At 68.4% G+C, this 14,811-nt stretch carries 15 protein-coding genes; 9 read left to right on the top strand and 6 right to left on the bottom strand.

What is annotated here, in order from left to right:
* Positions 1-122: 122 nt before the first annotated feature.
* The 3 genes from fdxA (at position 123) to AC1RSI_RS14700 (ending at position 1,840) form a co-directional block, all read left to right on the top strand.
* Positions 123-464, top strand: a complete 342-nt coding sequence (gene fdxA / locus AC1RSI_RS14710; RefSeq protein WP_017505910.1) for a ferredoxin FdxA — start codon at positions 123-125, stop codon at positions 462-464.
* A gap of 325 nt (positions 465-789) precedes the next feature.
* On the top strand, positions 790-1,320 hold the full coding sequence (locus tag AC1RSI_RS14705; RefSeq protein WP_008260268.1) for a CarD family transcriptional regulator: 531 nt from the start codon (positions 790-792) through the stop codon (positions 1,318-1,320).
* A 130-nt stretch (positions 1,321-1,450) separates the two neighbouring features.
* Positions 1,451-1,840, top strand: coding sequence for a hypothetical protein (locus AC1RSI_RS14700; protein WP_040350188.1), 390 nt, complete (start codon positions 1,451-1,453; stop codon positions 1,838-1,840).
* A gap of 3 nt (positions 1,841-1,843) precedes the next feature.
* On the opposite strand, the gene AC1RSI_RS14695 is transcribed toward AC1RSI_RS14700, so the two are convergent.
* Positions 1,844-2,368 carry a DUF3617 domain-containing protein gene (locus AC1RSI_RS14695; protein ID WP_230307586.1) on the bottom strand — a complete coding sequence of 175 codons (525 nt, stop codon included), beginning with the start codon at positions 2,366-2,368 and terminating at the stop codon, positions 1,844-1,846.
* 216 nt (positions 2,369-2,584) lie between these two features.
* Between AC1RSI_RS14695 and rpmB the strand changes: the two genes are divergently transcribed.
* A complete protein-coding gene (rpmB, locus tag AC1RSI_RS14690; RefSeq protein WP_035306987.1) occupies positions 2,585-2,884 on the top strand; it encodes a 50S ribosomal protein L28 in 300 nt (99 codons plus the stop codon).
* A 111-nt stretch (positions 2,885-2,995) separates the two neighbouring features.
* Positions 2,996-4,717, top strand: coding sequence for a M1 family metallopeptidase (locus tag AC1RSI_RS14685; RefSeq protein ID WP_154725810.1), 1,722 nt, complete (start codon positions 2,996-2,998; stop codon positions 4,715-4,717).
* Positions 4,718-4,747: 30 nt separating this feature from the next.
* Here the strand turns inward: AC1RSI_RS14685 and AC1RSI_RS14680 are convergent, their stop codons facing one another.
* A complete protein-coding gene (locus AC1RSI_RS14680; RefSeq protein WP_447941411.1) occupies positions 4,748-5,524 on the bottom strand; it encodes a transglutaminase-like domain-containing protein in 777 nt (258 codons plus the stop codon).
* A 245-nt stretch (positions 5,525-5,769) separates the two neighbouring features.
* Here AC1RSI_RS14680 and AC1RSI_RS14675 point away from each other — a divergent pair, with 245 nt between their 5' ends.
* Together AC1RSI_RS14675 and AC1RSI_RS14670 are read left to right on the top strand one after the other, a co-directional pair.
* Positions 5,770-7,941 (top strand): histidine kinase dimerization/phosphoacceptor domain -containing protein, encoded by a 2,172-nt coding sequence (locus tag AC1RSI_RS14675; RefSeq protein ID WP_154725808.1) that lies wholly within the window; start codon positions 5,770-5,772, stop codon positions 7,939-7,941.
* Between the two features lie 40 nt (positions 7,942-7,981).
* Positions 7,982-8,893: a DMT family transporter gene (locus AC1RSI_RS14670; RefSeq protein WP_008261394.1), complete on the top strand. Its 912-nt coding sequence runs from the start codon at positions 7,982-7,984 to the stop codon at positions 8,891-8,893.
* Positions 8,894-9,076: 183 nt separating this feature from the next.
* Here AC1RSI_RS14670 and AC1RSI_RS14665 read toward each other — a convergent pair whose 3' ends face one another.
* From AC1RSI_RS14665 to AC1RSI_RS14650, 4 genes are all read right to left on the bottom strand, one after another.
* The gene (locus tag AC1RSI_RS14665) at positions 9,077-9,280 is read right to left on the bottom strand and encodes a cold-shock protein (protein WP_008264090.1); all 204 of its coding nucleotides are present in this window, start codon (positions 9,278-9,280) and stop codon (positions 9,077-9,079) included.
* Between the two features lie 197 nt (positions 9,281-9,477).
* Positions 9,478-10,239: an extensin-like domain-containing protein gene (locus tag AC1RSI_RS14660; protein WP_008264227.1), complete on the bottom strand. Its 762-nt coding sequence runs from the start codon at positions 10,237-10,239 to the stop codon at positions 9,478-9,480.
* Between the two features lie 82 nt (positions 10,240-10,321).
* Entirely contained in the window at positions 10,322-10,906 is a 585-nt protein-coding gene (locus AC1RSI_RS14655) for a chemotaxis protein CheD (protein ID WP_197019726.1), read from the bottom strand.
* Positions 10,907-10,971: 65 nt separating this feature from the next.
* Positions 10,972-12,102 carry a serine hydrolase domain-containing protein gene (locus AC1RSI_RS14650; protein ID WP_154725807.1) on the bottom strand — a complete coding sequence of 377 codons (1,131 nt, stop codon included), beginning with the start codon at positions 12,100-12,102 and terminating at the stop codon, positions 10,972-10,974.
* Positions 12,103-12,227: 125 nt separating this feature from the next.
* On the opposite strand from AC1RSI_RS14650, the gene ppk2 reads away from it, so the two are divergent.
* Complete coding sequence (ppk2, locus tag AC1RSI_RS14645; RefSeq protein ID WP_008260949.1) at positions 12,228-12,977, top strand: polyphosphate kinase 2; 750 nt, start codon at positions 12,228-12,230, stop codon at positions 12,975-12,977.
* Between the two features lie 350 nt (positions 12,978-13,327).
* A complete protein-coding gene (gene tldD / locus AC1RSI_RS14640; protein WP_008258704.1) occupies positions 13,328-14,758 on the top strand; it encodes a metalloprotease TldD in 1,431 nt (476 codons plus the stop codon).
* Positions 14,759-14,811: the final 53 nt, after the last annotated feature.

The following is a 14,811-nucleotide window of genomic DNA, read 5'->3' as shown; positions in this document are numbered from 1 at the left end:
TGTCAAGTCGTGTCAGACCGCCTGCGAACGTCTCCCACCTTAAGCCGCGCTGTTGACAGTTGGTTGCGTGGCCGCCATGTCGCAGGCCTCCCACCCACAGTTTCGCCCCCGTTCGCCGCCCCATGACCTACATCGTCACCGACGCCTGCGTGAAATGTAAGTTCATGGACTGCGTCGAGGTGTGCCCCGTCGACTGTTTCTACGAGGGCGAGAACTTCCTGGTCATCGCCCCGGACGAGTGCATCGACTGCGGCGTGTGCGAGCCGGAATGCCCCGTCGACGCCATCGTGCCCGACACCGAGGACGAGCCGGACGGCAAGTGGCTGCAGGTCAACGCCGAATACGCCAAGGTCTGGCCCAATATCACCGTCAAGGGGACGCCCCCCGCCGACCGCGAACAATATGAGCGCGAGACGGGCAAGTACGAGAAATACTTCAGCCCCAAGCCCGGCAAGGGCTCCTGATTTCTCGACGACTTTCGGCGCCTCGCCCCGCCGAACGGCCAAGGTTGAACTGTCGCAAATCCACGTCCGCCCTGTGGACGTTTTGAAATTCCGCAAATTTGTGATAGGTTCTGTTTCATTGGATCGGGCGGTCCGCGAAATCTTCGCGCCGCCCGTGTTTGCGACAGAATCCCGCCCACAGACGGGATCGGCCAGAGGTTTGGTGATCCGTTTCCGCATTTGACGCCCAGCATCATCCCGACCGACGGAGAGATCCGGCGGCCGAGATCCTGTTTGCGTTTCCTGCGCCTTCGCGTCGCCCGGCCCTGACCGGGAAAGGACGAATATGACGAGCAAGACTGGTCTGGAGTTCAAGGTTGGCGACGCGGTCGTCTATCCGGCGCACGGCGTCGGCAAAGTCGCGGCGGTCGAGACTCAGGAAGTCGCGGGCATGTCGCTGGAAGTCTATGTCGTGACCTTCGACCACGAGAAGATGACCCTGCGCGTCCCGACCAAGAAGGCTGCGACGGCCGGCCTGCGTTCGCTGGCCGCCGACGACGTCGTGACCAAGGCCCTGACCACCCTGAAGGGGCGCGCCCGCATCAAGCGCACCATGTGGTCGCGTCGCGCCCAGGAATACGAGGCCAAGATCAACTCGGGCGACCTGATCTCCATCGCCGAAGTGGTCCGCGACCTGCACCGCGCCGACACCCAGCCGGAACAGTCCTATTCGGAGCGCCAGCTCTATGAATCGGCCCTGGACCGGATGGCGCGCGAAGTCGCCGCCGCCAACAAGATCGACAAGGACGCCGCCGTCGAACTGCTGGCCAAGTCGCTCAGCGCCAAGAAGCCGATCCCGACCGCCGAAGCCGCCTGAATACAGGTTGGGGCTTCCGCCTCGAACCAACGGAAAGGCCCCGGAACGATCCGGGGCCTTTTTGGTTTGACCGACATCAAGGCGCGCCTGCGGCTTCGACGTCCACATGGCCCTTGATCAGGAGCCGACCATGACCGACGCCGACCCCGCCGCCCCGCTGGGCTTTCATCACATCCGTCTGGAACTGGCGCGCGAGCCGCAGGCCCCGGCGGGCGATCCCGAGGCGGGCTATGATATTCTCGCGCCGCTGACGGCCGAGCGCCGCCTGGACGCCGCCGTCTGGCGAGAAGCGCCGGAAAAATGCCGGGTCCGCCGCTTTTCGCACGGCGCCACCCTGGCCTTCGGTCGGCTGCGTCACGCCGCCCCCGACCGCTGGTTCCTGGATTTCGAACCCGGCGACGCGGACGACGTCCACGGTTTCCGTCTGGCCGACGAACGCCTGGAGACCGGCGAATACGTCAGTCTCTCGACGGACGACCAGATGCACACCTATGTGGTCGCCCGCTCCGAACCCGTCTGAGGCTCAGAAATACTCCGCATCGGCCGGGCACTGGGCGCTGATGCGGCGCGCCGTGATGGTGGCGGGAATATAGGGGGTGCCGCGCAGCAGCTGGGCCCCGCCGCGGAAGCTGAAGCTGGTGTCCTCATAGGCGCCGGTCAGCCGCACATTGACCCGGCGGCCCTTCTTGTCCTGACACGTCCCCTCGAACCGCGCCCGGCCGTCCCCGACCACGCGGGTCGGATAGGTGCAGCGCCAGCGGTTGGTCGACAGACCGCCGAAGAAGCGGTTGATCTCGCTGGGCCGCACGCATTTCTGTTCGGTGTCGCGTTGGCCGAGCGCGCTGGTCGTATATTCCCAGTAGCCGGGCAGGACTTCGCTCTGGGCGGCCGTCTGGGCCGGGGCCAGGGCGGGGGCGGCCAGCAGGACGCCGCCGGCCATGACCGGAGCCAGCACGGCCCAGACCTTCAGGGACAGGGCGCGTTTGGACAGGCGATCAATCAGGGACGGGCGAGACATGGCGGCCTTCTGTTCAGCGTGGATCTTCATGATATGACCCATAGCGCGCGTCATTTGAATGACGCCTGAACGAAGTCGAGTCCCGGCCGACGCGCGACGGGCCTCGAAAGCCCAAGACTCGGCTTGACGCCGAACCTCCTCTTCCCTTATACGGCCCCCTCTCGCGCGGGCTGCTTCCCGCGCGTACTTGTTTCATGCGTCTTCTCCCTTGTTTCGGGCTGGACGCCGCACCTTAAGGATCTGACGATGTCGCGTCGTTGCGAACTCACCGGTATCGGCCCGATGGTCGGCCATAGCGTGAGCCACTCGAACATCAAGACCAAGCGCCGCTTTCTGCCGTCGCTGAAGACGGTCAAGGTCACCTCGGATTCCCTGGGTCAGACCTTCTCGCTGCGTATCTCGAACGCCGCGCTGCGCACCCTCGACTACAAGGGCGGCCTGGACGCCTTCATCGTCAAGGCCCGCGACGAGCAGCTGTCGATCGCCGCCCAGCGCATCAAGCGTCAGGTCCGCGCCAAGCTGGCCGAGCAAGCCGCCGCCGCCTGATCGGCGACCGCTGCATCTGTTTCTGGAAAAGGCCGGCGGCGACGCCGGCCTTTTTCTTTGCCCCCCGCCCCGGCCGACGGCTAGGCTTCGGCCGTATTCGGAGGGGATTCCATGACGATCGCGCGCACCCTGGCCTGCACGGCCGCCGTCCTCGCTCTGGCCGCCTGCGCCACGACCCCGCCGCCGCCCGCGACGCCGCGCGAGTCGACCGCCTTCACCCTCGCCACCGACCAGCCCCTGACGCCTGAACAGCAGGCGATGCGGTTCGACCAGGCCGACCTGTCGATCCGGGTCCTGCCCGAGGACCGGGCCATCGACGCCGTCGCGGTTCTGGACTTCACCGCCACGGCCCCGCTGCACCGGCTGGAGGTCGAACTGGACACCCTGCTGGCCATCTCCTCCGTCCAGATCGACGGGGTCGAGGTCGCCGCCGACCGCTGGTCCAATCCCGAAGGCCGTCTGACGGTCCAACTGCCCCGCCCCCTGGCCGCCGGTCAGAGCGTCGCCCTGCGCGTCGCCTACGCCGGCCGGCCCCGCGTCGCGCCCCGCGCGCCCTGGGACGGCGGCTTTGTCTGGTCCACGGCCCCGTCGGGCGAGCCCTGGATCGCCACCGCCGTCCAGGGCGAGGGCTGCGACATCTTCTGGCCCTGTATCGACAGCCCGCACGGAGAGCCGGGCCGGGTCGACCTGCACATCACCATCCCCTCGACCCTGTCGGCGCCGTCCAACGGCCGGTTCCTGGGCACGGTCGACCACGGCGACGGCTGGACCACCTGGAACTGGTCGGCGAAGAGCCCCAACACCTACGCCATCGCCCTGAATGTCGGCCCCTACGAGGAGGTCAGCGGCCAGTACGAAAGCCGGTTCGGCAATACGATCCCGATGAACTACTGGCATCTGAAGTCGGACGCGCCCGACAAGGTCCAGGCCCTGTTCGCCCAGTTTCCAAAGATGCTGGACTTCTTCGAGGCCAATGTCGGCCCCTTCCCCTTCGGCGACGAGAAGATGGGCGTGGTCGAGACCCCGCACCTGGGCATGGAGCACCAGACCATCAACGCCTATGGCAACGGCTACAAGATCGACGGACGCGGCTATGACTGGCTGCTTCAGCACGAGTTCGCCCACGAATGGTTCGGCAACCAGCTGACCAATCAGAACGCCGACGACATGTGGCTGCACGAAGGTCTGGGCAGCTATATGCAGCCCCTCTACGCCCGCTGGCTGCTGGGCGACCGCTATATGCAGCGCGAACTGGCCAACCAGCGCGAGGGATTGATCAACAAATTCCCTGTCGTTTCGGGCACGCCCAAGACCGAGGACGAGGTCTACAAGGGCGACGTCGGCCCGGGGAACGACATCTATTCCAAGGGCTCGCTGATCAGCCATTCGCTGCGGATGCTGATCGGGGACGCCGCCTTCCACCAGGCCCTGACCCGCCTGGTCTATGGAACCGATGATCCCCGGCCCGGCGCCTTCAGGCCCCTGTACCGCTCGACGCGGGATTTCCTCCAGATCGTCAACCAGGTGACGGGCCAGGATTACGGCTGGTTCTTCCGCGGCTATCTCTACAACGCCGCCCTGCCGGTGTTGACCCAGACGCGAGAGGGCGACGTGCTGCGGCTGGAATGGGCGACCGGCAACGGCGAGACCTTCCCCATGCCGTTGGACGTCGAGATCGACGGCCGCGTCCGGACCGTCGCCATGACCGACGGTCGCGGGCAGATCGCGGCCCCGGCCGGCGCCCACGTCCTGATCGACCCGCAGAACAAGGTGCTGCGCCAGATGGACGTGATCGACGCGCTGCAGGCCTATAAGGCGGAGCAAAAACGCTGATCCTTCTCCCAATGGGAGAGGGTGAAACACTCAGGCCGGCGCCACCGTCACCGACTGCCGCACCATCTGGCACCGCTCCTGAGTCGTCAGAAACGCGATGTCCGCCGCGTCGCGTCCGCAGGCGATCCGCACCAGACCCTCGACCGGCGCCAGCCGCGTCGCATCGACCAGCCACCAGCCGTTATCCAGCCAGACCTCGAAGATGGCGTGGAAGTCGGGCGGATTCAGCTGGTGCGCAAAGGCGCTGACCGCCCGCGCCGGAATGCCCGACGCCCGGCACAGCGTCATGCCCAGGTGGGTGAAGTCGCGGCACACCCCGGCCCGGTCGATGAAGGTGCGCGCCGCCGTGGTCTCGGTGTCCGACACGCCGTGCTCATAGTCCAGGTTCTCGGTGATCCAGTTCAGGATCGCCAGCACCCGCGCCCCGCCCGAGGTGTCGCCGAACTCCCGCGTGACGAACCGGCCGAACTGGTCCGAAGGGCAGTACCGGCTCGGCTGCAGATAGGGCAGGACCTCGGCCGGCAGTTCGCCCCAGTCATGCTGGGACACGCCGGGCGGCAGGCCCTTCAGCACCCCGTTCTCGACCACCGCCTCATAGGTCAGGGTCACTTCGCCCTCGACGTGGCAGCGCAGGGTCCGGGCCCCGAAATCGACGTCCTCGTCCTCGTGGAACTCCACCGGCGGATCGAAGGTCAGGGTCTCCTGCAGGATGTCCTGGCCGGGCCAGTGGGCGACCTGGATCTTGTAGATGGCGTCCGTCGGCGGATCGAAACGATAGACGAGCTCGGCGCGGACGCGCAGTTTCATGAAGGGCTGCCAACTGGAAAGGGGAACCGTATCCCAACGCCATGGGACTACGGCCGTTCCGTGTCCATGGCCCGCCTCGGCCAGCGGCGCGACACTGTCCGCCACCGGACACTTCTAACGCGAAATAGACAAGCGCCGCCCGTGTGTTACCTTGTCGGTCGCATGAACCTCCCCACAAGCGAAACCCGGCGAAACGTCCCGGAACCGCCACGCTTCTCCGGCGCGGGCGACCGGACGTCCGCCGCATGAGCGCGCCCGCCGCCCTCATCGACCTGACCGACTGTGATCGCGAGCCGATCCATGTCCCCCAGGCCATCCAGCCGCACGGCTTCCTGCTGGTGCTCAATCTCGAGGCCCAGACCGTCGAACAGGTCGCCGGCGCTGTGGAGGAACTGACCGGCCGCACGACCTGGATCGATCAGTCGGCGACCGACCTTCTGGGCGAGGTCGTCGGGCGTCGTCTGCGCGACATGGCCCGCGGCCATGAGGCGGGCTTCGCCGGCCGCTGGCGCGCGACCAATCGACTGGAATACGACATCGTCGTCCATTACGCGCCGGGCCGGGACCCGCTGGAGCGGATGGTGGTCGAGGTCGAGCAGAGCTCACAGCAGGCCCGTCTCGGGGTCGAACTGATCGCAAGGCTCGACGCCGCCGCCGCCGCCTTGGAACGGGCCGCATCGGTCCAGACCGTGTGCGAACGCGCCGCCGACGCCTTCCGCAGCCTGACCGGCTTCGAACGGGTCATGATCTACCGTTTCCTCGACGACGAGGCGGGCCAGGTGGTCGCGGAATCGCGCGCGGCCGGCGCGTCGTCCTTCCTGAACCACCATTTCCCGGCGACCGACATTCCCCGCCAGGCCCGCGCCCTGTATCTGCGCAATCCGGTGCGGGTCATCCCCGACTGCCGCTATACGCCCCAGCCCCTGCGTCCGGTCGCGCCGGGCGAGCCCCCGCTGGACATGAGCGACAGCGGCCTGCGCTCGGTCTCGCCGGTCCATATCCAGTATCTGAAGAACATGGGCGTGCGGGCCTCGGCCTCGGTGTCGATCATCGTCGACGACGTCCTGTGGGGCCTGGTCGCCTGCCACAGCGCCACGCCGCTGCTGCTGCCCTATGAACTGCGGGTCGCCTGCACCACCCTGGCCCGCACCCTGGCCCGTCAGTTGAAGACCAAGGCCGACGCCGAACTGTATCGCGACCGGGTCCGCCTGCGCCGGCTGGAGGACGAACTGATCCTGCGCCTGTCCACCGACCGCGATCTGGACGCCGCCCTGGCCGAACATTCGGGGCAGCTGACCGAGCTGGTCGGGGCCGACGGCCTGGCCATCGTGCGCGGCGACCGCATCGCCTGTTTCGGCCACACCCCACCGCAGGAGGCCGCACGCCGCCTGTCGGACTGGCTGGGCCAGCAGCCGGGCCTGCGCCCCGTCGCCTCCAACGCCCTGTCCGCCCTTCTGCCCGAGGCCCAGGCCTGGCGCGTCCACGCCAGCGGCCTGCTGGCCGTGCGCCTGGCGGGCGACCAGCCCCTGTCGCTGCTGTGGTTCCGGTCCGAGATCCTGGAGACGGTCCGCTGGGCCGGGGATCCGTCCACCGCCGTCAAGTCGGCGGCCGACGGCGGCCCCCTGACGCCCCGCGCCTCGTTCGAGGGCTGGTCCCAGACCGTCACCGGCCGCGCCCGACGCTGGAGCGCGGCGGCCGTGGAATCCGCCGCCCGCCTGCGCGACGCCCTGTTCGACTTCGCCGCCGTCAATCAGTTGCGCAGCCAGAACCAGTCGCTCCAGGCCCGGCTGACCGAGCGTGACCTGCGACTGGAGCAGCAGCAGTTCCTGATGCGCGAGGTCAATCACCGGGTCCAGAACAGCCTGACCCTGGTCTCCAGCTTCCTGGGCCTCCAGGCCCGCGACCTGGGCGACAGTCCCGCCGGCTCGGCCCTGCAGGAGGCGCGTCGCCGCGTCCGCGCCGTCTCGACCGTCCACAGCCGCCTCTATCGCGGCGACCACGACACGACGATCGACCTGTCCCGCTACATCAGCGAACTGGTCGACGACCTGGGCGCCAGCATGGGCGCCGACTGGGCCGCCGCCATCGAGACCGACCTGGCCCCGATCTGTATCGACGCCGGCCGCGCCGTGACCCTGGGCCTGATCCTGACCGAACTGATCATCAACGCCCAGAAATACGCCTATGACGGCCGGCCCGGCCCGCTGCGCATCACCCTGAGCGAGAGCGACGACCGGTTCCGCCTGGTCGTGGCCGACGACGGCAAGGGCGGCCACAAGGCGGGCAAGGGCTTCGGCTCCCTGATGATCGGCAGCCTGGTCACCCAGTTGGACGGCCGTATCGACTATCGCGACCTGGCCCCCGGTCTGGAAGTCGCGCTGCGCGCCCGGATCGATCCCGCCTCCGATCTGGCCTGACCTGTGGCGGAAGGTCGCGGGGCGGCGTAAGAGGCCCGCCATGTCCGCTCTCGCCGCCCGCGTCTCCCCCCGCGCCTTCGCCCTGATCGTCCTGCTGATCGCCGCCTGCGTCCTGGGCCTGGCGCCGATCCTGGTGCGCCTGACCGAGACCGGTCCGGCGGCGGCGGGCTTCTGGCGGTTCGTCTTCGCCCTGCCCCTGCTGACCCTGCTGGCGTCGCGCGAGCCGGGCGGGATCGCCGCCCCGTCGAAATGGGCGCTGCTGGCCGGCCTGTTCTTCGCCCTGGACCTCAGCTTCTGGCACTACGGCATCGTCATGACCTCGGTCGCCAACGCCACGGTCCTGTGCAACCTGACGCCGGTCGTCGTCACCCTGTTCGGCTGGATCGTGCTGAAGGAGACGCCGCACCGGCTGTTCCTGCTGGCCCTGGCCCTGGCCATGGGCGGGGCCTTCGCCATGGCGGCGGGCGCCGACGGCGGACAGGGGACCAATCCGCCGCTGGGCGACCTCTTCTCGCTGTCGGTGGCGGTCTGGTACTCGGGCTATTTCCTGGCGGTGAAGGCGGCGCGCGCCACGGCCGGCGCCATGCGCGTCACCTTCTGGGCCACCCTGCTGGGCGCGCCCCTGCTGCTGATCGTGGCCCTGGTCCTGGGCGAGGACATCATCCCCGCCAGCCTGTCCGGCTGGGCCGCCTGTCTGACCATGGGCGTCATGCACGTCTTCGGCCAGGGCGGCGTCGCCTGGGCCCTGGGCAAGCTGCCGGCCTCAATCACCGCCGTCACCATCCTGATCCAGCCGGTCGTCGCCGGCCTCTTGGGCTGGTGGATCTTCGGCGAGACCCTGACGCCCATACAGGCCCTGGGCGGCGCCCTGGTCCTGGGCGCCATCGTGATGGCGCAGAGATCCCAGCGAACGAAGCCGACCGAAGGGCTCAAGCCGCGCGAAGCCGCGTAGGCCAACCTCGGGCTCAAGTAGCGCGAAGCGCGGTAGCCCCACATCATGCGGCTCAAGTAGCGCGAAGCGCGGTAGCCCCACATCATGCGGCTCAAACCGCGCGAAGCGCGGTAGCCCAAACAAAAACAGGCGCGGAAGCCTTGGCCCCCGCGCCTGTTCTCATGCCTTAATCGGCCGCTCGACTCAGAGGAGCTTGAGGTCGATCGCCGAAGTCTTGCCGCGCTGGTTTTCCAGCTCGTATTCGACCTTGGCGTTCTCATCGAGGCCCTGAAGGCCGGCCTTCTGAACGGCGGTGACGTGAACGAACACGTCAGAGCCGCCGCTGTCGGGCTGGATGAATCCATAGCCCTTGGTGGGGTTGAACCACTTGACCGTACCGGTCGCCATGTCTGCGTCTCCGTAAACGCGCTTTTCCAGGCGGATCCCCCTCAGGGTGACCCGACAGTCCATCTGGACAGCTCGTTCAGGCGAAGGAGCGAGACGCGGGTGTGGACCCCACGCAAAATCCGGACTGTGCTGTTGTTGTCACCCGGCTTTTCCGGTCGGTCAACAGCAAAGCGATTCGCGTCAGGGGCGATTCAACCTTAACGGCACAGGCCCCGCTCGGCCCCATCGACATGCAGATGGTTCTCGTGGGCGGCGTTGTAGTCGGGCGTCAGCACGGTCGAGAACAGTCGGCACGCCCCGTCGCGCACCGCGTGCAGGAACCGCCCGCCCGGCTCGCCCGCCGGACCCTGGCCGCGCCAGTCGTTCAGCACGCTGACGGTCCGCCCGTCCTCCAGCCGCACCGCCGCCACGTCCAGGGCGTTGGCCCGCGCATGTTCGCTGGGCCGCTCCTGTTCGTCCTGCGAGCCATAGATGCGCCGGCACGAATAGGTCCCGTAGTTCTCGACCCGCGCCGGGGCCGAGCCCAGGATGCTGCGCGCCGCCGGCTGCAACACCTGCCGGTCCCAGATGACATAGCGGACGGCCAGCGGGCACTGCATCACCACATCGGCCGGGGCCAGGGGCGTCACCGCCCCGCCGGTGATCCGCACCGCCCCGCGCACGACGCAGAAGCCGCCGTCGTCGCGATCCGCCGCCCGCTCGACCTCGATCCCCGCCTCGCGCAGCACCTGCATACAGGCCTCGGTCGCCCCCTGGACCTCTTCCGGGGCCGCCGTCGGGGCGATGTCGAAGTCGGCCACCTTGGCCGCCGTCGCCCGGCCCAGCGGCTGGCTCAGGTCCAGCGGCTTCCACGGCAGGTCCTGCGGCGGCGCATAGGCGTTCAACAGCGCGAAGGCGGCGCAGGCCAGCAGCCCGACCTCCCACAGCAGATTCCAGAAATCGGCGAAGTCGCGCTTCATGCAGCCCCAGCATGGACCGCCCACGGCCCCGCTGGCAAACGCCGCGAGGGGGCGAAGCGTTCAAATACAGCCGCCCGCGCCCCTAGGCGGCGGACGACAGCACCAGAGGTTTGACCGGGCGCAGCATGATCCTGGCGCCGGCGACCTTCTTCACCCCGGTCAGCGGCGTGTGGATCAGCCGGCCTGACTCCGGCCAGAACTCGAGCCTGCAGCCCGCCGCCCCGCTGCGAACGGGAGCGGCGGTCGCTATGCCGCGCTCGGCCAGATAGGCCATGGCGAAATCGACGTTGTTCTGGCCGATGGGATTCTGGAACGGGCCGGGACTTGCGCCGCCGAACACCTGGGCCTCCAGGCGCTTCAGGCTGGCGCCCCGTTCAAGCAGGCGGTCGATCAGCAGCGGCATCAGCCGGGAGCCGTAGCGGGAGGGGTCGCTCCGCGAGCCGGAGGGAAGCCGAGGCAGGACGAAGTGATTCATCCCGCCGATTCCGGCCTTGGGATCGCGCACACAGGCCGCAACGCAGGATCCCAGGACCGTGGTGATCACGGTGTCGGGATCGTCGCTGACGCAGAATTCGCCCTGGCCGAGCGAGACGTGGTCGACCTGACGCCCGTCGCGCTCCCAGCCGCCTCGTAAGACATTGTAACTCAGCACTGCGTACGCCTTCACTCACTCACCGCTCCGGAATAACCGCAAGTGGTGTACAGAGCATTTAGAACGGGTCTGGCATCTGCTCAGGCGTTCAGCCGTCCAACCAGTTTTCGCATCAGGGCGGTCGTCGCCGCCTGACCCGCGCCCTGATTGCTCAGGGCGATGAAGGCCACGCCCCGCGCCGGGGCGACCACGGCCGTCGCGTACCACAGGGTGTTCGACCCGTCGTGCGTCAGCACCGGCCCGCCCGCCCAGGGAATCTGCGGCGGCGCGATCCACCCCAGGGCGTAGGGCATGCCCTCGCCCGCGCCCGGCGTGGCCAGTTGCGCCGCCGTCTCCGGCTTCAGCCAGCCGCCGCCGTCCGTCAGGAACAGCCTCAGCCATTTCGCATAGTCGTCCAGGCTCATGTGCGCCGTCCCCGCCGGCCCCAGGGCCGGGGGATTGTCCGCGCCCGGATCGGCGGGATCCACAGCGACCCGCGCCGCCCCTTCGCCGCGATGCCCCCAGACATTGGGGCCGCCCGCCGTATCGGTCTTCGGCGCGCCAAAACCGCCCGACGTCAGGCCCAGGGGCGCGAACAATTCGGCCTGAACGACCTGTTCCCACGACTGGCCCGTGATCCGTTCGATGGCCGCCCCGACCAGCATATAGTTGGCGTTGGCGTATTCGAACGCCCCCTTCGTCCCGGTCGGCGCGACGCCCAACATCCGCTCGACCACGGCCAGCCGCTGTTGCGGCAGGGACCGCGGGTCGCCCCTCGCGGTCAGGAAAAAGACCATGCCCAGGGCGTCGGCGTCCTTCACCCCCGCCCGGTGATGCATGAAGTCGCGGATCGTCGTCCCGTCCCAGGCCGGGTCGATCCGGACGCCGGGGAACAGATTCCCCAGCGGCGCGTCCCAGTCCGCCCGTCCCTGGTCGACCAGCCGCCCGTAAAGGGCCGCCGTCATCGCCTTGGTGTTCGACCCCAGGTGCCAGCGGTCGTTCAGGGTCGCGGGATCGGTCCCGCCGATCCTTCGCACGCCCCGCACCCCGGACCAGACCAGGCCTTCGCGCGTGACCACGCCCCCGGCCAGGGCGACCGGCCCGGTCTCCGCAAACGCGGCGTCCAGCCCCGCCTCATAGTCTGCGGCGTCGCCCGCCGAAGCGGACGACACGCCTCCGGTCGCCGCAGCGACCAGTCCGGCGGCCAAAAGCCTGCGGCGATTCAGCGTCATCGAAGCCTCCACTTTGGAATATCCTAGCCCCGGTCGCCGCTGGCGGCACGTGAGAAGCGCGTCATCTTGCATCGCCCGTCAACGCCCCGCTTGCCCTCGCCCCCGTCCCGTCCCACTCTGATCGAATGGGAAAGAAAACAGACGCCTACGACGCCGAACTAGAACAGCTTCAGCTCGCTGTCGTGAAGACCCAGGCCTGGACCATCGAGCATGGGCTGCGGGTGGTCATCGTGCTGGAGGGGCGCGACACCGCCGGCAAGGACGGGGCCATCAAGCGGCTGACGGAATACATGTCCCCGCGCCAGACCCGCGTCGTCGCCCTGCCCAAGCCCAGCGACCGGGAAACCAGCCAGTGGTATTTCCAGCGCTACGTCCCGCATCTGCCGGCGGCGGGCGAGACCGTCATCTTCAACCGCTCCTGGTACAACCGCGCCGGGGTCGAGCCGGTGATGGGCTATTGCACGCCCGAGCAGTACGCCCAGTTCCTGACCGATGCGCCGCGCTTCGAGCGGATGCTGACCGACGACGGAATCATCCTGATCAAGCTCTGGCTCGACATCTCGCGCAAGGAACAGGCGAAACGGCTGAAGGAACGCCGCGTCGATCCGCTGAAACGGTTCAAGCTGTCGTCGCTGGACGCCGAGGCCGAGGCGCGGTTCGACGCCTATTCCGACGCCCGCGACCGGATGCTGGACGAGACCGACCGCGCCTTCGCCCCCTGGACCATCATCGCCACCGACGACAAGAAGACCGCCCGGCTGAACCTGATCCGCCACATCCTGAAGGTGCTCGACCACTGCGGCGAGGAGATCGCGGCGCCGGACCCCGACATCGTTCTCGACTCCGACAAGGCCAAGGGCAGGCTGGCGCGCTGAGCCGCTCCCCCTTCTCTTTCGTCATTCCGGGCGCAGCGCAGCGGAGACCCGGAATGACGAAAGGGATCTTTGCCCTCATAATGACGCTGGTCCTTCAGCAAGGATTTCAACGCCTTGCCGAACCGGAGGACTCATCGACCTGACGCCCCTCCCGCGCGTGGTAGTCTGTCGCCCTTGCCGCCGTCGCCGGAGATTTCAGACGATTCAGACAAATTAGACTGTGTTTTTTCCTGAACGCCGCCGTCGCCGATTTCAGACTATTCAGACGATTCAGACTCTCTTTTTTCGTCCCGGCGTCTGAATCCGCCCCGGCAGGTGACGAACCGCCCTCCAGCCCCTACCTACAGCCCATGACCGTTCACGCCGCCCCGCCCCCCATCCTCGACGCCGCCGGCGTCGAGACCGACGAAGCCCTGTCGATCCTGAAGACGGCCCTGGCCGGCGCCGACGACGGCGAGCTGTTCCTGGAACGGTCCGAGAGCGAGAGCCTGGTGTTCGACGACGGCCGGCTGAAGTCCGCCGCCTATGACGCCACCGAGGGCTTCGGCCTGCGGGTGGTGGCGGGCGAGACCGCCGGCTACGCCCACGCCAACGAAATTTCCGCCGCCGCCCTGCGCCGCGCCGCCGACAGCGCGGCTCTGGCCAAGCAGGGCCACGCCGCCCGGGTCGCCGAAGGGCCGCGCGCCACCAATCAGCAGCTCTATGACGCGGTTGATCCCCTGGCCTCGCCCGCCTTCTCCGACAAGATCGCCCTGCTGGCCGAGATCGACGCCTGGGCCCGCGCCCGCGATCCCCGGGTGGTCCAGGTCTCGGCCTCCCTGGTCGGCGAGCGCCGGGCCATCGAGATCCTGCGCGCCGACGAACGGGTGGTGCGCGACGTCCGTCCCCTGGTCCGGCTGAACGTCTCCGTCACCGTCGAGCAGAACGGCAAGCGCGAGAGCGCCGGCGCCGGCGCCGGCGGCCGAGCCGGCTTCGAGGCCTGGGTCGCGCCCGAACGCTGGCAGGCCCAGGTGGACGAGGCCCTGCGCCAGGCCCTGGTCAACCTCGACGCCATCGACTGCCCGGCGGGCGAGATGGACGTGGTCCTGGGGGCCGGCTGGCCCGGCGTCCTGCTGCACGAGGCCATCGGCCACGGCTTCGAGGGCGACTTCCACAGGAAGGGCTCGTCCGTCTTCAACGGCATGATGGGCCAGCGGGTCGCCGCCCCCGGCGTCACTGTGGTGGACGACGGCTCCATCGCCGGCCGCCGCGGCTCCCTGTCGGTCGATGACGAGGGCACCCCCACCTCGCGCACCGTCCTGATCGAGGACGGGATCATGGTCGGCCTGATGCACGACCGACTGTCGGCGCGTCAGCTGGGCGTGGCCGCCACCGGCAACGGCCGGCGCCAGTCCTTCGCCCACATGCCCATGCCGCGCATGACCAATACCTTCATGGAGGGCGGCAAGGACTCCAAGGCCGACATGATCGCCAATACCAAGCGCGGCCTCTACGCCGCCAACTTCTCGGGCGGCCAGGTGGACATCACCAACGGCAAGTTCGTCTTCCAGTGCAACGAGGCTTATCTGATCGAGGACGGGGTCATCACCGCGCCGGTGCGCGGCGCCACCCTGATCGGCGACGGCGCCACGGCCCTGACGAAAATCCAGATGATCGGCGACGACTTCGCCTTCGACCCCGGCGTCGGCGTCTGCGGCAAGGCCGGTCAGGGCGTGCCCGTCGGCATCGGCCAGCCTTCGCTGAAGATGGGCGGCCTGACCGTCGGCGGCACGGCGGTCTGAACAGGCCGGAACCCTAATCGCCGAGCGCGTGTTTCCTCGCCACACTGGAGAGG

It is taken from the genome of Brevundimonas sp. GW821-FHT10E09 (genome assembly GCF_058809375.1).
This window is presented reverse-complemented; position numbering and strand designations above follow the sequence as displayed.